15 protein-coding genes are annotated in these 23010 nt (G+C 37.2%); 6 read left to right on the top strand and 9 right to left on the bottom strand.

Features of this window, described 5'->3' with window-relative positions; genetic code table 11:
- Positions 1-37: 37 nt before the first annotated feature.
- The 4 genes from ACLI50_RS18825 to ACLI50_RS18810 all read right to left on the bottom strand — a co-directional run bounded on the left by ACLI50_RS18825 (position 38) and on the right by ACLI50_RS18810 (position 3727).
- Positions 38-865 carry a YoaK family protein gene (locus ACLI50_RS18825; protein WP_137904592.1) on the bottom strand — a complete coding sequence of 276 codons (828 nt, stop codon included), beginning with the start codon at positions 863-865 and terminating at the stop codon, positions 38-40.
- 29 nt (positions 866-894) lie between these two features.
- Complete coding sequence (locus ACLI50_RS18820) at positions 895-1389, bottom strand: hypothetical protein (RefSeq protein ID WP_202842277.1); 495 nt, start codon at positions 1387-1389, stop codon at positions 895-897.
- Positions 1390-1603: 214 nt separating this feature from the next.
- Entirely contained in the window at positions 1604-3016 is a 1413-nt protein-coding gene (locus ACLI50_RS18815; protein ID WP_110011304.1) for a sensor histidine kinase, read from the bottom strand.
- 3 nt (positions 3017-3019) lie between these two features.
- Positions 3020-3727 (bottom strand): response regulator transcription factor, encoded by a 708-nt coding sequence (locus ACLI50_RS18810; protein WP_062673733.1) that lies wholly within the window; start codon positions 3725-3727, stop codon positions 3020-3022.
- Positions 3728-3904: 177 nt separating this feature from the next.
- On the opposite strand from ACLI50_RS18810, the gene ACLI50_RS18805 reads away from it, so the two are divergent.
- From ACLI50_RS18805 to ACLI50_RS18780, 6 genes are all read left to right on the top strand, one after another.
- On the top strand, positions 3905-4474 hold the full coding sequence (locus tag ACLI50_RS18805; RefSeq protein ID WP_202842276.1) for a helix-turn-helix domain-containing protein: 570 nt from the start codon (positions 3905-3907) through the stop codon (positions 4472-4474).
- A 600-nt stretch (positions 4475-5074) separates the two neighbouring features.
- Positions 5075-7900 (top strand): TonB-dependent receptor, encoded by a 2826-nt coding sequence (locus ACLI50_RS18800; RefSeq protein ID WP_411414410.1) that lies wholly within the window; start codon positions 5075-5077, stop codon positions 7898-7900.
- A 9-nt stretch (positions 7901-7909) separates the two neighbouring features.
- Positions 7910-9208 (top strand): DUF5690 family protein, encoded by a 1299-nt coding sequence (locus ACLI50_RS18795; RefSeq protein WP_411414409.1) that lies wholly within the window; start codon positions 7910-7912, stop codon positions 9206-9208.
- A gap of 11 nt (positions 9209-9219) precedes the next feature.
- Positions 9220-10374 carry a TIGR03364 family FAD-dependent oxidoreductase gene (locus ACLI50_RS18790; protein WP_411414408.1) on the top strand — a complete coding sequence of 385 codons (1155 nt, stop codon included), beginning with the start codon at positions 9220-9222 and terminating at the stop codon, positions 10372-10374.
- 7 nt (positions 10375-10381) lie between these two features.
- Complete coding sequence (locus ACLI50_RS18785; RefSeq protein ID WP_202842268.1) at positions 10382-11050, top strand: HAD-IA family hydrolase; 669 nt, start codon at positions 10382-10384, stop codon at positions 11048-11050.
- Positions 11051-11449: 399 nt separating this feature from the next.
- Complete coding sequence (locus tag ACLI50_RS18780) at positions 11450-13303, top strand: alkaline phosphatase family protein (RefSeq protein ID WP_411414407.1); 1854 nt, start codon at positions 11450-11452, stop codon at positions 13301-13303.
- A gap of 75 nt (positions 13304-13378) precedes the next feature.
- Here ACLI50_RS18780 and ACLI50_RS18775 read toward each other — a convergent pair whose 3' ends face one another.
- From ACLI50_RS18775 to ACLI50_RS18755, 5 genes are all read right to left on the bottom strand, one after another.
- On the bottom strand, positions 13379-13864 hold the full coding sequence (locus ACLI50_RS18775) for a GNAT family N-acetyltransferase (protein ID WP_202842257.1): 486 nt from the start codon (positions 13862-13864) through the stop codon (positions 13379-13381).
- Between the two features lie 11 nt (positions 13865-13875).
- Positions 13876-15294, bottom strand: a complete 1419-nt coding sequence (locus ACLI50_RS18770; RefSeq protein WP_411414406.1) for an aminotransferase-like domain-containing protein — start codon at positions 15292-15294, stop codon at positions 13876-13878.
- Positions 15295-15335: 41 nt separating this feature from the next.
- Positions 15336-15704: a hypothetical protein gene (locus tag ACLI50_RS18765; RefSeq protein ID WP_062672683.1), complete on the bottom strand. Its 369-nt coding sequence runs from the start codon at positions 15702-15704 to the stop codon at positions 15336-15338.
- Between the two features lie 229 nt (positions 15705-15933).
- On the bottom strand, positions 15934-20736 hold the full coding sequence (locus tag ACLI50_RS18760; RefSeq protein WP_411414405.1) for a DNA repair ATPase: 4803 nt from the start codon (positions 20734-20736) through the stop codon (positions 15934-15936).
- A gap of 154 nt (positions 20737-20890) precedes the next feature.
- A complete protein-coding gene (locus ACLI50_RS18755) occupies positions 20891-22912 on the bottom strand; it encodes a flotillin family protein (RefSeq protein ID WP_062672688.1) in 2022 nt (673 codons plus the stop codon).
- Positions 22913-23010 lie beyond the last annotated feature (98 nt).

Here is a 23010-nt window from a genome sequence, read left to right as displayed (position 1 = left end):
CTAGTTTATACAAAAAATTAATAGTGTGTTTTATATTTTAATCCTCAAAGACAAGCTTTCTTTTCTTTTCTCTTTTAGGAATTCCATGGATTTTATCATACAGATAAGCAAAGAGATTAGGTTTTTTATAAATCCTGCTGTATCTGTATTTTGTGTTGAAATGACGAATATGAATTTTATAAGCATCATATCCGATGACAATCAGAAGACATATGCTGATCACATAGAATACTCTGAATTCCAGATAGTAATATGTTAACCCCGAGAATACAGCGCCCATTACATAAGCAAGCATAATACTCATGAGAAGTTTTGCCCTGCCAATCAGCTCCCCGTTTTTTCTGTATTTTTTCTGGGTAAACATGGATACCAGAATTCCCAGGTCGGTAGTGGTTCCGGTAAGGTGGGTCGTTTTCACAGAGAAGTTGGAAATACTTGCGGTAAGACCGTTCTGAAGTCCGGTGGCAAAAAGCATCAAAGCCACTAAATATTCTGTTTCTTCCAATGTTTTCTGGTAATAAAACTGTCCGTATATTCCTACAAACAGAAGACATATGATTTCCAGCACAATCGGCATGGCATGGGCGAAATATTTACTTTTCTTATTAAAATTGATAACAATAAAGTTGGACAGGAAGCTTCCGAAGAAGAACAAAAAGATCCATCCGCCTACAACTCCTACCTGTGTCCAGTTTCCTTTACTGATTTCTGCCGCTAAAATAGCGTAATGTCCTGTTACGTTTGACGTGAAAGAGAGGAATATCAACAGGGAAGCAATGTTTATAGTACCTGCCGTGAAGGCAGTCAGCGTTCCCAACCTGATGTTGTCTCCCAATGTCCTGCTGTTACTATAATTTCTTAACATTTTTTATTTTTTTAAATTGTGTTTAATTTTCAGACTTCTACAAAAATCTCTGCCAGCCTTCCTCTTTCCGGAAGTTTTTCTCTTACTTCGACCGTAATTTCATGAGATTTCAGTTCTTTGCATTTCCTGATATAAGGAATCAGATCAAATTTTCCGTTTCCTCTGCTTTTGATGGATGGAGAATAATAAGCTTCCTCAATGTTTTCCGCCTTTACATATTGGTTGAATGTTCTCTGGAAACTTCCTGTGAAAATGTCGCAGATGATTTTATTGACCAGATGAGGATATTTATTGCTGATAATTCCCAAAGCATCACAGAATTCTGCAGGTCTTATTTTATTGAATACCGATGTTTTGGTACTGAACAAAAGATCTCTGATAGAATCTCCGGAATCATACCCGGAAGTCAGAAAAATGTTATATTGGTTCTGATCTTCTGCTGCTTCTTTCTCTTTAAGTACTTTTTTCAATATATTCAATGACTCAAGAGAGTAATCTGTTGCAATTAAAATTGTTTTAGTCATGTTCTTATTATTTTGTATTGTGTTTATCTTTTTTGATGATACAAAACTAGAACGACCATATTAGAAGATCTTTGGAATGGAATTAAAATGTGATTAAAGAGATTAAAATAAGATTAGAAAATTGTTAACGGGAATTAATATGGCGAAAAGCTCTTTGCATTTTTGCCATTTCGCTTTTTCGTCAATTTGCGATTTTGCCTATTGTTATTCTGGTTTACACTTTGGCTTGTTCCCCCTTCTGAGTGCTGTAGAAATTAGGAAAACGCATTTGTACCGTTGTTCCCTGGTTTTCGTGAGAGCTTACAATCAGTTCACCGTGGTGCATTCTGACGATATTCCTTGCCAGTGGAAGTCCGATCCCGTAGCCTTCATAATTATTGGTATTGGAAGCTCTGAAAAACGGATCGTAGATTTTATTCATTTCCACTTCAGGAATTCCGATCCCATTATCTTTTATAATGATGTAGACATCTGTATTGGTGGCGCCAAGAGAGACTTTAACCTGCTGAAAATTAGAATATTTACAGCCATTACTGATGATATTGGCCACTGCAAGATGCAGTAGCTGCTCATTCCCCTGAACTTTTAATTTCTTAGGATTATCGGGAAGCATGCTGATATCAAGATAGATATTGTTTCGGGAATCAATTCGCCTTAAGGTTTCAATAACGTCCCAAAGAAGCTGATCAATTCTCACCTTATCCATTTTCTGGATTTTCCCGTCGAATCCGGTTTGGGCAATCATTAAGAGTGCTTTAATCTTTTTATCCAGCTTTTCAGCTTCATCCAGAATGATTCCGAGGGTTTCTTTGTATTCATCAGCCGTTCTGCTGATAGAAAGCGCAACATCGGCTTCTCCCATGATGGATGTAAGAGGCGTCCTCAATTCGTGGGAAACATTGCCAATCAGGTGGTTCTGGGTTTCAAAAGACGTTTCAATGCGGTTGAGCATATCATTAAAGGTATCTACCAACTCATTAAGCTCTTTATTATCAGGATGTGATTCCAATCTTAAGTGAAGGTTTTCAGAACTGATTTCTTTTACTTTTCCTGTAATTTTTAAGATCGGCCTGAATAAGGTTTTGGACAGATAAAAAGAAAAAATCATACTGAAAAACAGAGACAGTACAATACAGGTAAGCAGTGTTCTCTTTAAAAAGCCCAGATAATAAACAACATAATGGTTTTTGGCAGAAGCGATGGCAATATAATCTTTATCATCATATCTGAAACTTTGTCCTATATAATAGAATTCTTCATCATTATAATTGGATTCTCCTTCTCTGATAATATTTTTAAAGAAATAATCGGGGATATGAACTTCCTGAGATATTTTTTTGAAATTGGAATCGGCAGGAACCGCAAAAACATAGTCTCTTTCCATCGGAAGTTCCTCATCATTCAGGTTGCTGAGAATATAGTTTTCAGGAAGGTCGAGATGATCTTTACTTTTTTCGATCTGAACAATGGTCGCTGTCCTTATCTTCAGCAGCTCATAAAACCTCTGATGTGAAAAATTAACAATAGAAAAGTACACCAAACCACTGAACAGCAAAATGATGGCGGTAAAAACCAACATCAAAAGCACCATCGTTTTGGTTTGATTTGTAATGACTCTGTTAAACATTCATTATGTCTTTTTCAACACATAACCCATTCCTATAACGGTATGAATCAGCTTATTATCATCCTGGCTGTCCAGTTTTTTCCTTAAATAATTAACATAAACATCTACCACGTTGGTTCCCAGTTCATAGTTTACGCCCCAGACCGCATCCAGAATTTCTGCTCTCGAAATTACTTTTTCCGGATTATTCAGGAAATACAGCAGCAGTTTATACTCTGTGGAAGTAAGAGAAATCTCTTCTCCGGCTCGGGTTACTTTCTTGGTATAATCATTCACCATCAGATCCGAAAACTGGAATACATGTTCATTATCCGGCTCCGGTTCAGCAATTTCCTGCGGACCGTTGTTATTGCTTCTTCTTAGCAGGGATTTTACCCGCGCAACCAACTCAATGAATTTGAAAGGTTTCACCAGATAATCATCTCCACCGCTTTCCAGGCCGAGAACAATATTTTCAGAAGTTCCCAAAGCAGTCAGAAATAAAATAGGAACGCTCTGATTGGTTTTTCTTATTTCTTTGCACACATCCAGACCGTTCATTTCCGGAAGCATAATGTCTAAAATTACCAGATCAAAATCGTTAGCCTGCACCAGCTGAACTCCTGTACGGCCGTCAAAAGCTACAGAAATTTCATATCCATTTTCCTGAAGTCCCTTTTTAATAAAGGACACCACACTGGTTTCGTCTTCGATAAGAATAATTTTTTTCATAGATGAAATAAGGAGTTTTACAAAAATAGGGAAATTTTCCTGGGAGAAAAAGCGAGGAATATCAGAGAGTCAAGTAGCAAATAATAATTTTCAATGAATTGATTCCCTCCTGTACCTAAACTCTATAGAATAATATTACCTTTGTTTGAATATAATTCAGGTTAAATTACACACAGTATGAATGACTTTTTAATAGGTATCGGCAAGAGATTAAAGGATATTAGAAAAAAGAATAATTTAACCATTAATGAGCTGGCCTTCAAAGCGAATGTGAGCAACGGACTTGTTTCCAGAATTGAAAACGGAAGAACGATTCCTTCACTACCTGTGTTATTGGATCTGATTCAGTCGCTGGAGATTGATGCCAGTTATTTTTTTGAAGGAGTTGAAAAAAAGTCCAATGCCAAATTCATTTATGTCCCGAAGGAGAGCCAGCAAATTATAGAAAAAGAAGTGGAAGCTGAGGGGTTTAAATATATGCACATCTTCAGCAAGAGCCTTCATTCTTTAGGTTTTGAGGCCGTTCTGCTGACGCTTGAACCTAATTCTAAAAGGGAAAAGGTCATTACGGATGCCTGGGAATTTAAATATATTCTGAAAGGAGAAGTGAAATATGTGATTGATAATGAAGAAGTCATCTTAAAAGAAGGAGATTCTTTGTATTTCAACGGAAAGTTTCCTCACGTTCCGGTAAGCATCAGCAATGAAAGCTGTGTAATGCTTGTTCTTTATTTTTATACGGCTTAACTATTCATTTTTTTAACGCAAAGCTTTTACTATTTTTCTTTTGTCATTCTGACGAAGGAAGAATCTCTTATTTGCATTCAATAACGCGAGATTCTTCATTACATTTCATTTCATTCAGAATAACAATTGTAGTGTAGATTCCTTATAAATACACATATAATAATCAAGCTTCTTCAACGACAACGTCGTAACCTTTGCACACTTATAATTTAGCATTATAATTATTAAACTTTGCATTTACATCATATCTCAATTTTTACATTATTCTTCAATTTTTGACTTTACAGCACACACAAAAGTTTACAAATATGCAACTTCTGGTTTTCGTCATTCTTCCAAGATGAACGAAATATGAACCAAATCAAGCCTGCTTTTGGGAAATTTCAATTCCTTTTATTTTCAGGAAATATTTGTGGAAAATGCTGAAACAGTGAATTTAAAAATTGTTTAGATCTGTTTTTAAAGGATGGCATTAATACATTTAAAGGTAAAATAAACGTAACAAACAGAACTTATTTGTTAAACAATACTTAACACAAAATATTTATATATATTAAAATTATTAGCTTGATTTGCATAAAAAATTTAATATATGTAAAAATGAAAACAAAATTAGAGAAATTATTCACCCTTGTTTTTGTCTGTCTCATAGTCTTTGTTTCAGCGCAAAAACAGTTAATTATAGGAACTGTGCTTGACGACAGCCAGCCTCTCCCCGGGGCCACAGTCAAAATAAAAGGCTTATCTAAAAATATAACGACTGATATTGAAGGGAAATTTGCCATCAATGATATCAAAGAAGGCCAGTACACTCTACAAATCAGCTACATTGGTTATGAATCTTCAGATATCAATGTAGATCTTAAACCGGAACAAACGGTTGACTTAGGAATTATCAAACTATCCCAACCGAGAAAAAATATTGGCGAAATTGTCGTTACCGGAACGTTAAAAAATACGGAAGCGAGAGCTTTAAACCTTCAGAAAAATGCCATTAATATCACCAATGTCATCGCTTCAGACGGAATCGGAAAGCTACCGGACAGAAATGCAGCAGAAACCGTACAGCGTGTGCAGGGAGTTTCTATTGAAAGAGACCAGGGAGAAGGAAGATTTGTTTCCCTGAGAGGACTTCCGCCATTCTGGGCATCCACAACCATTAATGGAAACAGACTTCCCACCGCAGAGGAAGAAACGACTTCCAGAGCAACGGCATTTGATTTCTTTCCTACAGAACTGATCTCCTATGTACATGTAAACAAGTCTTTTACCCCAGATATGGAAGCTGACGGAATAGGCGGCGGTGTCAATTTTATCACCAAAACTCCACCGATGAAAACAGAATTTAAAGCTACTGTGGGAAGCGGTTATAATGCAAAGTCTGATAAAGGCGTCTACAACCTTGGATTTTTATATGGAGGAAGAACAAAGGATAAAAAATTCGGGTATTTATTCAACTTTGCGCATTTCATAAGAAACTGGTCTACCGATAATTTTGAAGCACGAAGAAGTGGTGACGAAGGGGTTTTCAGGCTGGAACTTCGCGATTATAACGGAGTCAGAAAAACAACAGGAATCAATACTGCTTTCGAATACGTACTATCTCCAAAAACGACCTTCTATTTAAAAGGAATGTATGGTACCTTATCGGATGACGAGACTCATTATAAACACAGAATCCGTTTTGATAAATTCAGCAGTGCCAGCAATACAGCAAGAGTAGAGCTTCAAAACATCCACAATTTACTGATAACGGAGCTTACTTCTGTTTCTTTGGGAGCGGTTCATCAATTCAATAAAGGAAAAATCGACTGGGATTTATCTTACTACAACAACCAATTCAAGTATGGAAATATCCCTGATAAGCAAAACAATTCTTACTATGTCATCAAGTACACTCAATCTGGTGTAGGCATCAATCCTGATTATATTTCAAATCATGGAAATGGTCCTAGAGCGTATTGGAAAGCTGACGGTGGGAAATTAGATTATAAAAATCCGGATGCTTTATTCGGTTTCTACAGTGATCCGAACTTTAAAATGGATGCTTCTCAGATGAGATTTACAGATCTTGAATTTTATAAAGTCTTTGTAGAGGAAAAGGATAAAATCGTAGCGGCATTCAACCACGAAATTAATGCTTCTGATAAACTGACTTTAAAATATGGTTTTAAATACCGAGATAAGGAACGTAATGCAAAATTCTCCGATATTTTCTACAACTGGAGCAGCGGAACAGCGCCTCTTCTGTCAAATTATTCTCAATACATCACGACACAGCCCAACGGACCGAAATATTTAAGTGAAATGAATGCCCACATCGGCAATACTTTTGGTCCGGTACTTTCAACCACAGGAATGAACCAGTTTTGGTATGACAACCAGGGACATTTAAAAATCAATACTGCTGATTCCGAAGCATTGCAATATAATAAAGCATTAGGAAGAAACTTTGATGTGTTTGAAAAACATGCAGATGCTTACGGAATGGCAACCTATAAACTGAATGATAAAATCATCATTTTAGGAGGAATCAGGTTATCCAATACCAATACTAAAGTAAGAGGATACAGCGTGAATGATAACGTACTGACACCGGTAGAAAATACTAAAAACTATCTGGCTGTTCTCCCAATGATTCATTTAAAATATACGTTAAACGATAAAACCAATCTTCGTTTTGCTGCGACAAGAACTTTTTCAAGACCGAATTTTGGCGATCTTACTCCGGGAGGAACTTATATTGAAGCAGATAACGAGTTCAAAGGGGGAAACCCAAATCTTAATCCTACCTATTCTTTGAATTTTGACCTGATGGGAGAATATTATTTTTCCAACGTAGGGATTCTGAGTGGCGGTGTTTTCTATAAATCGATTACTGATCCTATTTTCCAGGATTCTTTTATCGGAGATTACAATGGAATCAACGGCGTACAATTCACAGCTCCTAATAATGGGAAAGCAGCATGGTTAGGAGGAGTTGAGTTGGGAATTAATAAAAGATTTGACTTCCTTCCAGGGTTTTTACAATACTTTGGAGTACAATTGAATGCTACCTTCATGACTTCCGAAATGGAAAAGCCAGGCGGAAGAACGGTAGCACTTCCCTACCAGGCAAAAGAATTGTACAACGCGCAGCTTTTCTTTGAGAAAAAAGGATTCAATGCAAGGCTGGCTTACAATTATAAAGGAAAATATGCTGTAGAATATGCCGAGGAAGATATCAATGATTCTTACTATGGCAAATACAGTAATCTTGACTTCGGAGGTTCTTACCGGTTTACCAAATACCTGACCTTATATGCGGATGTGAACAATATACTGAACAAACCGTTAATCTATCACTTCGGAAAAAGCGAAGACCGTCCTGAACAGGTGGAATATTATGGAGTACGTTTCAATCTTGGAATAAAACTGAACTTCTAAACCATTACCATGGCCAGAACCATCAATAAAAAAACACTGGTAACACTGAAGGCCGCATTTGCTGCTTTCGGTGTTTACTTCTGCATGTACGGTTTCAGGAAACCTTTTACCGTAGCTTCCTTCGAAGGGCTTTCCTATTTCGGAGTAGATTATAAAATTCTGATTATCATTGTCCAAGCTATTGGATATTTTATCTCAAAATTCATCGGGATCAAATTTATTTCGGAATTGAAACCTGAGAAACGAATCGCTTATCTGTTTACTTTCATTGCTATTGCTGAGCTTTCCTTATTAGGATTTGCAGCCGTTCCTGCTCCTTACAATATTCTCTTCATGTTTATTAATGGTATTCCGCTGGGAATGATCTGGGGAATTGTTTTCTCTTATATTGAAGGACGAAAAACCACCGAAATCATAGGATTATTTTTATGTTCAAGCTTTGTGGTTTCTTCAGGTTTTACAAAATCTGTAGGAAAATTTCTGATGGATACTTTTTCCATTTCAGAATTCTGGATGCCTTTTTCAACCGGACTTATTTTCATTATTCCTCTGATTCTTTTCGGATTATTGCTTGAAAGAATTCCCAAACCTTCAGAAGAAGATATTTTGCTTAAAAATAAGAGACAACCGTTGAATGGTAAAGAAAGAAAAGCCCTGATCCAACAGTTTTTTGTTCCAATTGTGTGCATCATATTTTTATATATCAGTTTAACCGTTTTAAGGGATTTCAGAGATAATTTTAATCGTGAAATCTGGGACGGACTGAACTTTACTTTTGACAGTTCTATTTTCACTTTAACGGAAATTCCTATCGCCGTAATGGTTCTGGTAATTTTAAGCTTTATGGTAAAAGTAAAGAACAATAAAAAGGCATTTGCCTATTATCATTACATTCTTTTTATGGGAATTCTTACGGTAGGGCTTTCTACGTATCTGTTTCAGCAGGGTTCTCTGTCTCCTTTTTTATGGATGACGGTTTCAGGCTTCGGAATGTACATTTGCTATATTCCTTTCAATGGAATTTATTTTGACCGGATGATCGCCGCTTTTGAAATTAAGGGAAATGTTGGTTTTCTGATCTATATTGTAGATTCTTTTGGTTATCTGGGAAGTGTTCTGATTCTTTTGTATAAAAACTTTGGCTCGGCCCAGACTTCCTGGTTGCATTTTTATATCCACTTAAATTATATCATTACCATAGCGGTTTTCGTTCTTTCCGTGATTGCTCTTCTGGCTTTCAGAAAAAAGTCAAAACCCAAATCTAAATCTAATCAATTCATCAATTTCGATACGTCGAAAATCTTATAAATATTTGCAAAATGACAACAAAATTTGATTTACTCGTTGTAGGAGGCGGAATTTTAGGAACATTCCATGCTTATCATGCGCTGAAGAAAAATCTTAAGGTAGCTTTACTGGAAAGAAATTCTATTCCCCAGGGTGCCACGGTAAGAAATTTCGGACAGGTAGTACCTTCCGGAATGGATCTTAAATGGCAGAATTTCGGAAGGGAAAGTCTTGCCATATACAATGAACTTCATAATCAGGCAGACCTTACCATCAGGCAAAATGGCTCCATCTATATTGCTTCCAATGATGAAGAGCTTCAATTGATTGAAGAGCTATATGAAATCAACAGAAATAATGATTATGAATCTGTTTTATTATCTAAAAACGACTGCATCAAGAAGTTTGATGGTCTTCGTTCAGACTATTGCAAAGGAGGTCTGTTTTTCCCACAGGAACTTTCCGTAGATTCTGCAGATATGATTGTAAAGCTTCACAAGCTGCTTCAGGAAAAAATGGGATTACAGATCTTCTACAATACATCTGTACTGGAAACCCATGAAGATGATCAGAAATGTACAGCGGTAAAGGCTGATGGAACGGAATTTAACGCTTCCAAAATCATAATCTGCGGTGGACACGAGTTTAAAACTTTATATACTAAAGTATTCAATGACAGTGATCTGGAAGTGAGTAAGCTGCAGATGCTTCAGACCAAACCACAAGGAATCTATTCACTTCAGGGAAATATCCTTACTGGACTTTCTGTAAGAAGGTATGAATCTTTCAGCGAATGTCCTTCTTTTCAGAAAATCAAGGCTTTAGAAGATCCTAATTCGTTTGAGAAGAAATACGGAGTTCATATTTTATTCAAACAGGCTCTTGACGGTTCTGTAATCATAGGAGATTCTCACGAATATGCAGATGCCAAAAATGCCGATGATTTGGGGTATGACCTTAATATGGAGATTGATGAATTCATGATTCATGAGGCCAAAAAAATTATTGATCTTCCTACGTATGAAATTCAGAGAAGATGGTTCGGAATCTATTCTCAGTGCAAAACGAAAGATATTTTTGAGCACAGCCCTTCTGCCAATATTCATATTGTAACAGGGATCGGAGGAAAAGGAATGACGGGAAGCGGTGGCTTTTCCAAATTTAATATTGAAAAAATTTACGCATAACATTTACATGAAAAATATAGAATTACTCGTTCTGGATATGGCCGGAACAACAATTGATGAGGATAATGTAGTTTACAAAACACTTACCAACGCTGTGAATGATTATGGCTATGTGGTAAGCCTGGAAAAAGTATTATCCAGCTGTGCCGGAATGGAAAAACTGGAAGCCATCACAAGTCTTTTAAAAGAAATCAATGGGAACGAAGAAGATGCTTCTGCTATTTTTGAGAATTTTTCTGAACAACTGAAAGAATCTTATCAAAATCTGGATGTAAAACCCATCAACGGAACGGAAGATTTCTTATTGAATATGAAAGCTCAAAACAAGAAAATCGTTTTGAATACAGGCTATACTTCAGAAATAGCCCATCAGCTTTTAGATAAACTCAACTGGAAAGAAAGTATTCATTTTGATGCTTTAATTACCGCTGATGATGTTTCAGAAAGCCGCCCGAGCCCTGAAATGATTCATCTTGCCATGAAGAAATTCAATATCACTGAAGCTCATAAAGTATTAAAAGCAGGGGATTCTGTGATTGATATTGAAGAGGGCAAAAATGCTGGTTGCGGATTAACAGTGGCGGTTCTTTCCGGAGCTCAGACCCAATCAGAACTTGAAAAGGCAGCTCCTGATTATATTCTGAATACGATTTCTGAAGCTGAGGGAATCCTTTAATCCATTTTTTCAGATTATTTTTAAATACTTCTTGACACAAATGTTTTCATGGTTTTTCTATTGGAAATGTTTGTGTTTTTACCACCCCGTCAAATTTCCAATTTGACACCCCTCCGGAGGAGTGGAATGTAGTACTGATCATTAGGTATTTGTTATAACCAACATTTCCAGAAACCTTTTTTGATCTTCTATTCACAAAGCATGTAACTTAAAATAAACAGAGTCATTTTTCTTTTGTGGCTTTTGTGGTTAATATCTAAGCTTTTTTCGGTGATCTTTTTAATTATCAATTAATTAACTTTCAGTTCACGAATGTTTACAAGTAGTAAACTAATTTTACAATAATTAAAAATAAATTACTATTTGTAAACTTTCACAATTCTAAAAACCCTTTTCCCCATGAAAACAAAACTATTCTCAATGGCTGTTGTAATGAGCTGTTTCCTTGGAGCTCAGACTAAAAAAGTTCTTTTTATTGGTATTGACGGATGCCGTGCAGATGTCATGATGTCTACACCTACTCCCAACATTCAAAACCTTATCAGCCAATCGATCTATTCTACCGACGGGCTTTGTGCTGCTACAACCTGGAGCGGAAACGGATGGAGCACCATGCTGACCGGCGTATGGCACACCAAACATAATGTTCAGGACAATAATTTCACAAGCCCGAACTATGTCAATTACCCTGATTTTCTGACAAGAGCAGAAAATTACAACCCTGGCTTAAGAACTATCTCTCTGGCACATTGGTCACCCATCAACGACAAAATCATTCAAACCGCAGATGTAAAAACCAATCTGGCAACAGATCTTGCCGTAAAAAATGCTGCTGTTACGGCTTTGCAGAATGACAATCCTGATATTCTCTTTGTAGATTTTGATGATGTAGACCATGCAGGCCATTCTTATGGATTCTCATCAACAGTTTCACAGTATGTAAATTCCATTAAAACAACAGATTCTTATATCGGAGAAATTGTTGCAGCAATGAAAAACAGGCCATCATATAACAATGAAGATTGGTTGGTGGTATTAACAACAGATCATGGAGCTGTAGACTCTTCACACGGAGGCGGAAACCTTTCTGAAAGAAACATTTTTACAGTATATTCCAACCCGGGATTTACTCCACAACAAATCAGCAAAACCATTCTGGAATCCAATAAAACCTTCAATCAGTTGAATTTCCCGGCAGGGACTTATGCCAAACCAGCCAGCCAGACTTCTTTCAATTTTGGAGCCAGTCAGGATTTTACCATTGAATTTTGGGTAAAACCTAATGCTTCTTATTCAAGTGATCCGGTTATGATCAGTAATAAAAACTGGGCTAATGGGAAAAATAAAGGATTTGTTTTTTCAGGATATTCAGGACAGACTTTTAAAATGAATATTGGCGATGGCACTAACAGGATTGACCTTGTTGGTGGAAAAGCAGAAACCAACAAATGGAAACATATTGCTGCAAGTTTTGACAGAGATGGTCTTGTAACGTTGTATGAAGATGGCGTTCCGGTAACTTTTGCTAAAATGAATACCATCGGAAATATTGATTCCGGGCTTCCTCTTACATTAAACCAGGATGGAACCAATGTTTATGGAATCAATCTGGCGGCTTCTTATAAAGACATAAGAATCTGGAAATCTGCTCTTCCCAATGATGTTATTGTGAATTGGGCCAACCAGGATATTACCTCTTCGCATCCTTATTATTCTCAATTACTGGCCAACTGGAAGTGTAATGGAACTTCAGGAAATACATTGACTGATTCAAGTCCGAACGCTAATCATATGACTGTTACAGGTTCTCCAACCTATAATGCCAATACTGTTAATAATTTTAAAGTGTACGACTATACCTCTACAACAAGAGAAACAGATCATTTCCCAACGGTATTGAACTGGCTTTGTATTCCGGTGCAGTCTTCTTGGGGAATTGACGGAGTAAACAGAATTCCGGCATGTTCCAAAGAAGTATTGACAGCAAAAGAGACAAAGGTAACCGCTGATGATCTTAAAATATATCCGAATCCCGTTTCTACCTTTATTGGAATCCAGTATCAATCTGAAGATAAGGAAATTAAAGCAGAAATCATTGACAATAAAGGATCGGTTGTTTCAATTTCGCATTTGCGGTCTTTAAGAGGATATTATGATGAAAAAATTAATATTGAAAACCTTCCTTCAGGAGTGTATTTCATAAAAATCAACGGCAGCAGAAAGTCACTGACCAGGACTTTTATCAAGAAATAAAACAGTAAAGCAATTAGATTTAAATTTTGATATTAGAACAAGGATATTCCTATCCGAGTTCTAATATTTTTTTTCTTATTTATTGAAAATCAGCTCCATCTGCACATCGGCACGGTCATACTCAGCATTGCTGATGGGAGTATGGATAAAGCCCAGCTTTTCATAAAGTGTAATGGCCGGAACCAGTATAGAATTGGTAACCAAAAATACTTTTTCAGCTTTTAATTCCTTTGCTTTTTCCACTAAAGTATTTCCCAAAAGGTAACCTAGTTTTTTCCCTTGCGCTTTGGGACTTACTGCCATTTTTGACAATTCAAAAGTGAGGGGACTGTCTTCTGTTTTTACTAATGCACAGGTTCCTACTGCTTCTCCATCCAGCAAAGCAAAAACAATGTGCCCTCCTTTATGTAAGATATGCTCTTCAGGATTATCCAGCAGTTTATAATCGCCGGCTTCCATGACAAAGTATGTTTTGATCCATTCTTCATTCAAAGCTTTGAAAGCTTCTTTATACTGAGGTTCATAGGCTACGATTTTTACTTCATTATTGTTATCATTCATCGCTATAAGGTTTATTTAATTCTGTTTTTTATCATTTTTCCAAGCTTTTCCAGATCATTTTCCACCCTGTCTGTCCATTCCAGTGCATAGTTCAAACGCATGCAGTTCTGATACTGATTATGCTGTGAAAACATTCTTCCGGGAGCAAAATTGATTTTCTGCTCAAAAGCCACATCGTAGAGATCTTCCGTACAAATTCTTTTATCCAGCTCCAGCCAAAGCATAAAGCCTCCTTTGGGTTCTGAAATTTTTGTATTATCCGGAAAATACTCAGTTACCGCTTTTTGAATCTGAAGGTAATTTGCGTACAGCTTTTTCCTGAACATTCTGAGATGGTGATCATAACGTCCGTGGGCAAGAAAATCCGTAATTACATCAGAAAACAAAGAAGGTCCGCTTACCGTCTGAACCAGTTTCTGACGGATAATTTTTTCTTTAAATTTTCCGGGAGCTACCCACCCAACCCTGAAACCCGGTGCCAATGTTTTGGAAACCGAGCCTACCCACATCACAATTCCTGCTTCATCATAAAATTTACACGGCTTGGGTCTTCCCGCCCCGAAATAAATGTTACCATAGACATCATCCTCCACCAAAGGAACATTATATTCAGTAAGCATCTTTACCAGTTCTTTCTTGTTATCATCAGGCATCTGAAATCCCAACGGATTATTATAATTCACCACAAAACAGCACGCAGAAAGCTTTGGCATTACCTTTTTTAACTCATCCAGATCTACTCCTGTAATTGGATGCGTAGGAATTTCCACAGCCTTAAGTCCTAATAACTGGATGGCCTGAAGAATTCCAAAGTATACAGGACTTTCCACCGCCACAGAGTCTCCAGGCTGAGTAACTGCCATTAAGCAATTATAAACGGCGTTCATAGCTCCGGAAGTAATCACCAGATCATCTTCTGTGATTTTCCCTTCCATCACCATCGACCATTTGGCAATTTCCCGGCGAAGCACCTCACTTCCTTGTACAGGTTCATAGTTGGTTCCGCTGTCGCTCTTTCTTTTGATCACATCAATCATGCATTTCTTCATCTTGGCCACCGGAAGAAGGCTTTTCCCCGGAATTCCAAGAGCAAATTGTGTAACATCTGTTCCTCCGATACTTCCGAACACCTTGTCAATCAAATCCTGAGGGGTATTTTTACCTTCAGAAACCTTCATCTGTGTCACAGAAGGCAGCGCCAGTTTTCGCTGAGAAGTCTGGCTTACATAATATCCATATTTCGGACGTGATTCTACCAGCGAACGGCTTTCGAGTTCCATATACGCCTGTTTTATGGTATTCAGACTTACATTATATAATTTCTGGGCACTTCGCAATGAAGGAAGCCTGTCCCCAAACTGCAGAGTTTCACTTTTAATCTGCTCTGTGACAGAATTGGCTATTTTAAGGTACAGAACATCTTTAGACATAGAATCCGGGTTTTAAGTAAATGTACAATTTTATCCTGTTTTTATTCAGGATTCAGCCAACTGATCATACTGTTGATACTGCTTTTTAATTGCTCCGGATCCTTGAAATTGGATGTATTATTATTTTTGCAATATCTTTCAGCCCGGGAATAAAAATTCCTTTTTTCTGATTCCGTCATTCTATTTTTATCATAGATTTTAAAAGATATTTCATCCTTTTCGTTGATGATAAGACTGGCAAAAGCAACAGTTTCTTTTCCGTTTTTAGCCAAAAGAAAAGGAAGTCCGAAATTCTGATCTACCTGCTTCAAATTCTGTGTTTCCAGAAAAATGTTTTTCAGCACCAACATGTCTGATACATAAGCCTCAGCATATTGAAACTGTTTCTGATGTTGAGTGATTGTTTCCATATTTTCTTCTTTAGCTAAACAAAATTATGGAGTATTTAATTTTGGACACAGATACAGAACTATAGAATATTATGGGTACAGATTTTTTATCTAATCTTTTTCCTGTCGCATATAAAGCAGATTTTTTCCGGAAGAAATCGTTATTCGCACAATTGATAATAGCATAGAAATAAAAAACAGACTGTTTCACATAGAAACAGCCTGTTGACAACTATTTAAAGTCTCATGGTTATTGTTCTGCTTTTTTAAGAGCTTCTTTGATTCCTTCCAGTCCGTCTCCGAATTGCGCAAGCAGTGCTACAATCTGCGACATTCTATCATTTTCACCCAGTCCTTTCAGAGTTTTATTTTTAACAAAGGTTTTCTTTATTTCATTCCATCGTTCTGTTTCTTCTTCTGAAAGAATTCCTATCAGCTCTTTCAGTTTCAGCATATTGGCTTCTGCTCCGGTTGTCAGTGTCTGAGATTCATTCTGATAGTGATTCAGGACAATCTGGGTAACTTCATTATCTTTAAGAATAGGCTGTATTTGTGCAATCAGCTTATTCATATTACGGTAAGATCCCTGCAGTTTGAATGGCGGCTCATTTCTGTAATCGTCTGACATGGCTGCGGACGCGATATATTCTTTGTTCACCTTCAACACCATATTTCTCACTGTGATTGTGCTTTTCAGTACTGATCTGAAATCTGATATTTCACTGGAGCTGAAATTTCCTTTCAGGTTATCGGCAGGATTATCTGTAAGTACACAATCATAAAGTTCATACAGGTTTTCCATTCCCGGATTGGTCAGCCTGGTCAGATATTCATTAGACATTAAAGCATTTTCAATAAGACTCAGGTCAAAAAGGTCTGTTTTCGATCCAGATATTTCTCCCAGATTGTATGTATCTGAACGGTTGGCCAGCATGTCCGGAATTTTAAACTTTTCTCCACTCTCTGTGTATGGATTTCCAGCCATGACAAGGCAGAATCTTTTGGATCGAAGGTCATAAGTTTTACTTTCTCCATTATATATTCCTTCAATCTTTCTCTGTCCGTCTGCAAGAGAGATGAATTTCTGTAAAAACTCAGGATTACAGTGTTGGATATCATCAAGATAAAGCATAACATTATCTCCCATTTCCAGCGCAAGATTCAGTTTTTCAAGCTCTTGTCTTGCCCCAGCATTTTTGGCTTCAGAAGGGTCTGTTGATACAATATCGTATCCTAAAGATGGTCCGTTGATCTTCATAAATACCAGTCCCATACGCTCTGCCATATATTCCATCAGGGTTGTTTTTCCGTATCCGGGTGGAGATACTAGAAGAAGCATTCCCATTCTGTCTGTTCTTTTGTCTGAACCTGCTGTTCCCAATTGCTTGGCAAGATTCGCTCCGATAAGAGGAAAATAAACATCATTAATCAGTTTATTTCTCACAAATGAGCTTAATACCTGAGGCTTGAAAGTATCCAGCTTCAATGCTTTTTTCTTTTCATCTACCCAGTTGTATTTCAATTCCTGAAGCTGTTTGTATTTAGGAACGGTAACTGTATTAAAATGGCTAAGGCGGGATACAAACTCAAAGTAGTTAAGATGATATTCTGTCTCTTTTTCAAGCGACTTCAGCTCTTTTATGGCTACTTCATACGCAATGTGTTTGATATTTTTCGGATCAAATTTTTGGGTAATGATAAATGCTGCCACCTCCGGCATAATATCCTGGTTAGCCTCTGAACCCAAGGCCTTTACCGCGCTTCCCGCAATATAGTAACATGCCTTAGGATATTCATACATCACCTGTAGCTGGTTAATAAACTCAAGGTCTTTGCCTTTTTCCTTCAGTTCTTTCAGGAACAATTCATACAATGCTGCTGCTTTTTCTGAAATCAGGAAGTTTTCTTTATCTTCCTGTTTCAGGTAGGTGGCAGCATTGATACAATCCGTTTCTTTAAAAATACCATGGGCTGATGCAAAAGATTTCATTTCTTCTGAAAGTTCTCTGCTTAAATACTCAAATCCTTGCTTTATAGTGAATGATTCAGCAATAATAGCGGCTGCTTCAAACTGTTTGGTATAATATTCTTTTTTATCATTTTCCAGGAAAAACCAGAAAAGCTGTGCTAATGATCTTTCCTCTGCTGTGAACCTCATCAGTCCCAGTTCATTGTGCATCTGCTGAAGTTTCAATACAATTGTCTCAGCATCTTTATCATGAATTCCTTTTACCAGTCCTTCTCCGAAATGCTCTGCTGTAAACTGCTGTACAGCCTTTTCGTTTTCAGCCTCTGAGGTTATTTCCTTGTGAGCGAAAAACACATTCCAGGCAAGATATTCAAACCTTTTTACTTTGCTATTTTCCGAAACAAATTCCTGATTCCATACTTCTTTGAATTCATCAGCTGTAAAGTTTAAAGGTTCATAAAAGCTGGTTCCGGTAAGGTGGTAGTAATATTGAGCATTTCTTAGCACCAAAGTAAGGTCCAGCTTCTGCTGATTGACTGCAAATTTATAGTCTCCCAATGCAATAATACTTTCCCCGTCTGCATAGATCTCTTTTTTATCTTTCAGCTTTCTTACGGCTTCCTGCTGCTGGGTTTTTAACAAGGTCTGAACCTCCTCCGACTTTGCTGAATCTTCCAGTTCTGCAAGCTGCCTGGAAAGATCCCTCACTTTCTCTACCATCAGATCTGCTGCAAAATAGCCATTGATCTCATTTTCTGAGTCAAAAGATTCTGCTTTGGTCTGTACCGATTTCAGGATTCTCTGTGCAGCATCAAAAAGATTCTGCGTCCTTTTATTTCTTGCTTCGGTAAGCTGTACCCTTTTATTCTGGAAATGTCCGTAAACCTCTTCTCTTTTGATTCCTATCTGCTGAATGAATTCTTCGAAATCAATAAATTTCGTTTCCATTTCTTCCAGCTGAATAGAAAGTTTGGTCAGATATTCATCACATTTCTCAGGAGTTTGCGAAAGCTCCAGAAAATTGATCACAGACTGGTCAAATAAGGTAATCTGAGCCTGAAAATCTGAAGCCAGTTCTTTTCCTGAAATTTCTCTTTTTCTTTTGCTGAGCCCAAGTCTTTCCTGATTCAGCCTGGCAAAAATCAAAGAGATGTTTTCAATAATTTGGGTAGACTGGGAGGTATCTTCAATTTTAAGGTTATTAACGATATCCACCAATAATTCAAGCTGCCCGGAAAGCGTATTGATATTTTCTTCAATTGTTTTGGCATCAATGGCTTTCTGTAATCCAATGATATCTTCGGAAATCTGCTGTGCTCTTTCTTCGTATGGCAATAATGCTCCTTCCTGAAGCAGAAATTCCACACAGGCATTTGAAAGTTCTGTATAACGGTCTGCAAGGGATTTTTCCAATTTATCCAGCAAAGCAGTGTCTGCATATTTAAACTCTTTTGCTCCTGTCACTTCTCCCCTTAAAGTTCTGATCTGAGAAAGGACATCAATATACTCTGTAAGCTGAGAATAATGAAGCCTTTTGGTATCATCAAGAATTTTCTCACAGGACTGTTTTATCTTTTCTAAAGCTTCTTCTGTATTTTTTCTCTGTTCTACTACTTTTTCGTATTCATTGATGGCAGAATGGGCAATCGCTCTGATCTCCTTCAATGGTGCATCAAGCTTCTGGACCTCATCTTCACCAAGGAAATAGTAAGTATCCAGAATAAAGGTTGAGAGCTTTACGATATCATCATATAAACCACTGTAAGAATCTTTTTTATTTAAAAGTGTAATCAGCTCCTGGCTTTCTGCCATGACTCGTACAATATCCTTATTTCCTATTTTGTAAAGTAAACTGTCTGCTTTTTCAATATTGGGTAACAGTTCTTTAGAAAAAGGAGTCTGCCAGATCTGGGACAGATGATGTTTGGTTGTTTCTATGCTTTCTCTGAGATAGATCAGTTTCCCGTCCTGCAAAAACGTAAATCCACTACAGCGGATCGGAGTTTCTATGGTCTGGGTAATGATATTGTAAGAAATAAGCTGATAGTTATTCGTTTTATCATCATAAAAAACATACAAAAAGTTCTCTCCGTTTGGTTCCGTAATGGTTTTCAGATAGTAAAGCCTGTTCTGATCCTGAGAAATCACTTTTAATCCTCCGGTCTGAAGCGCATATCCGTTTGAAAACAATACCCCTTGATTTTCGGGAAGCAAAAGCCCCGAATATTTAAGAGCATCTGCTCTGGAAACGGTTTTTTCTTTGTGGTTATAAATAAAATAGCGTTCTGTTTCCTGATAAGGCTTTATTTTAAACAAAACAAGATTATCCAGATCACAGAAATGAATCTCTGCATCATCCAGATTCTGATCTTTGTGAATGACATCTTCAGAATAAATTCCCTTCCCGGTATCTGTATTGTCTTCTACTTTGATGGTAATATCTCCACCGATGCTTTCTACAAAAACTTTATCTGCTAAGGAAATATGAGGATGTTTTCCGGATCTCTGCATATCTCTTGTTGCCTTTGTCCATACAAAGCCATGCTGCTGAGGATATGAGGTTTCGGAGGCACTTCTCGAATCGATATACGTCAATTGATTCCCTTTAATCAGCCATTTAAAGGCTTTGATATCTGTAGTACTTTCCGACAACTGAAAAACCATATAAAGATAGTTTTCCGTGAAGGTAAATCTTGCAAAGAAAGTATTTCTGTAATATTTGTAAAGGTTTTTAAACTCGTCAATGAAAACCTCATCATTGATCAGGGTGTGATCCTGAGGTTCAAACCGGTCATTATTGATTGTATATATTGAAAAAACGTCCGAAATATTGATTTCCGTCTGAAGTCCCAGATGTGCATTAGACCCGAAAATCAGGTGGTCACCCAGTGAATAGATATCTTTGGCAATACAGCTGTGATCCGTAGAAATTCTTTCATTGGCTACAAGCGAAAAATCTACTCCGCCAAATATATTTTTACGGTTTTCATTAAGCTGTTGAAGTCTCAGAATCAGATCATTCTTCTGCTCATTTAAACGGTTCTGAATAATTTCGTAAGTTCCGGAATTAAGTTGTTCTGACATCGTTTTTATTTAGGTTGTCATGACTGCTGAATTACAGCAGTTCTTTGTATAACTTGTGGTACTTTGAAAATTTTTTTGATATAAACCTTATAGGTTTTAAAAACCTATAAGGTTTGAGTGTTAGAATCTTTTAAGCATTTAAAGCACTCTTGTATTAAACATGGTTGTTATTCACCGGCTTGTGCTCCACACCCAGGTGTTTAGCCATGTCCAGAGCTCTTTCCAGAATTCCTTTTTCCTGTTGATTGGCTACGCCATTCAGTTTAAAGATCAAAGAAGCAATGCTCATATTTTTGATGTCATCAGAAGAGATTTTATATTTATCCACCATTCCCATCACTTTTCCGATGATATTTTCTCCATCACCCAGAAGGTTTTCTTTTACAATCTGTGCGTTTTCGCTGTGGCTGATGAACTTATCCAGCCCTTTTCCTGCAGAAACCTGTCTTATAACATTGTCGAAGAAAGTATTGTCCCCTCCTACGATATCAATTTTTGCAGATTTGAAGGCTTCTGCCAGAACCATAGACTGCGCTTCTGCAATATCTTTCTGAATAGCGATCTGAGCCAGTTCCACATCTTTTTCTTTTGCCAATTGAAGACGGAACTCTTCGTGGTCTTTTCCGGCATCGTTCAGTTTCTTCATGGCTTCTGCTTTCTCTGTGATTCCTGCTGCTTCTGCCAATGCTTTTTCTTTGATAACTTCTGCCTGAGCAATTCCTTCTTTTTTGTTGGCATCAGCTTTTTTCTCAATAACAGTTGCTTCTGCAACACCTTGTCTTTCTGCAGCATCTGCTTTCGCATGCATTACCTGAGCTTCTGATAATCCTACAGTTGCTTCTTCTTTTGCTTTCGCGTCTGCAATGATCTTACGGGCTTCAGCTTCTTTTTCTGCTGCATCTCTCTTCGCCTGTGCTTCAATGACATATTTCTGAGCATCTTTTTCTGCTGCCAATCTGCGGGATTCTGCAGCTCTTGTTTCCTCGATCAGCTTTTTCTCTGCTTCCTGAGTGGCAACGGTAATTTCTACCTGCTTGTTTCTTTCTGCAGTTTTGAAAGCTTCCAGATCTTTGATTCCCTGCTGCTCTTCTACTACGGTTTTCTCCATGGTTAAACGCTCGCGGATCGCATCCTGAATACTTTTTTTCTCCAGTTCTATTGCTTTTTCCTTTTCAATCTGAGCAAGAGAGACAATTCTTTCTCTTTCTGTAGCTTCAAGGGCTTTATCTTTTAATACTCTTTCGGTTTCTACCAGATCTGCACGTTCTTTATTTTTGGCAGCAATAACGACCTGACGAAGTTTATTTTCTTCTGCAATCTGCAATTTTTCTTCTGTAGCAATACGAACAGTTTCGTATCTCAGACGCTCTTCTTCTTCTACTTTCAGAATTTCTGCATTTTCACGGGCTTTGATATTAGCCACTTCCCTTTTTTGAGATTCTTCTTTTTCTGCCAGCTGTTTTTCAAGTTCCAGAATGGCTTCTCTGGCTTCTACATTTTGTTTTGTAATGGTTTTTTCTTCATCACGACGAACCTGATTGGCTTTGATATTCTGAGTGGCCGTAAGTTCAGTAATTTTTTTAATCCCTTCAGAATCAAGGATATTATCTTTATCCAGTTTGTCAATAGAAGTCTGCTCAAGGTAGTCTATCGCACAGTCGTCCAGAACATAGCCATTAAGATCTGTTCCGATGATATCAAGGATTTCCTGGCGGAACTCGCTTCTTGCTTCGTATAATTCTGTAAAATCAAATTTCTTTCCTACCGTTTTAAGAGCTTCCGAAAATTTAGCTTCAAAAAGTTCTCTTAATGTCTGGGCGTCTGAAGCACGCTGACAACCAATAGTTTGACCTACATTCACAATATCATCTACTGATTTGTTGACCCGGATAAAAAACGCCACCTGAATATCTGCTCTCATATTGTCTTTGCAGATTAATCCTGCTCTTCCTTCTCTTGAAATCTCCAGTTTTTTTACAGAGATATCCATAGATTCCATACGATGGATAATGGGAATGACAATACCGGCATTAAAGAAGACTTTTGTACCTCCATAACCAGTTCTTAAAATAACAATTCCCTGAACAGTTTTTTTATACATCGATAAAATCCAGAAAATCAATCCGATTGACGCTACGACAGCAACAACAATTCCAGCAATTAAAGGTAAGTTCATAGTTTTATAAGTTTATAGTTTATATAGATGTGTTTTTTTGTTTTTATAAGAATTGGAAGATGATATCCTGGATATAATTCAGCAAGATCAAAAAAATA

Origin of the sequence: Chryseobacterium cupriresistens (assembly GCF_046614675.1) — a bacterium.
Taxonomy (GTDB): domain Bacteria; phylum Bacteroidota; class Bacteroidia; order Flavobacteriales; family Weeksellaceae; genus Chryseobacterium; species Chryseobacterium cupriresistens.
Note: the sequence above shows the minus strand (reverse complement) of the source record. Positions and strands in the feature narration are given on the sequence as shown.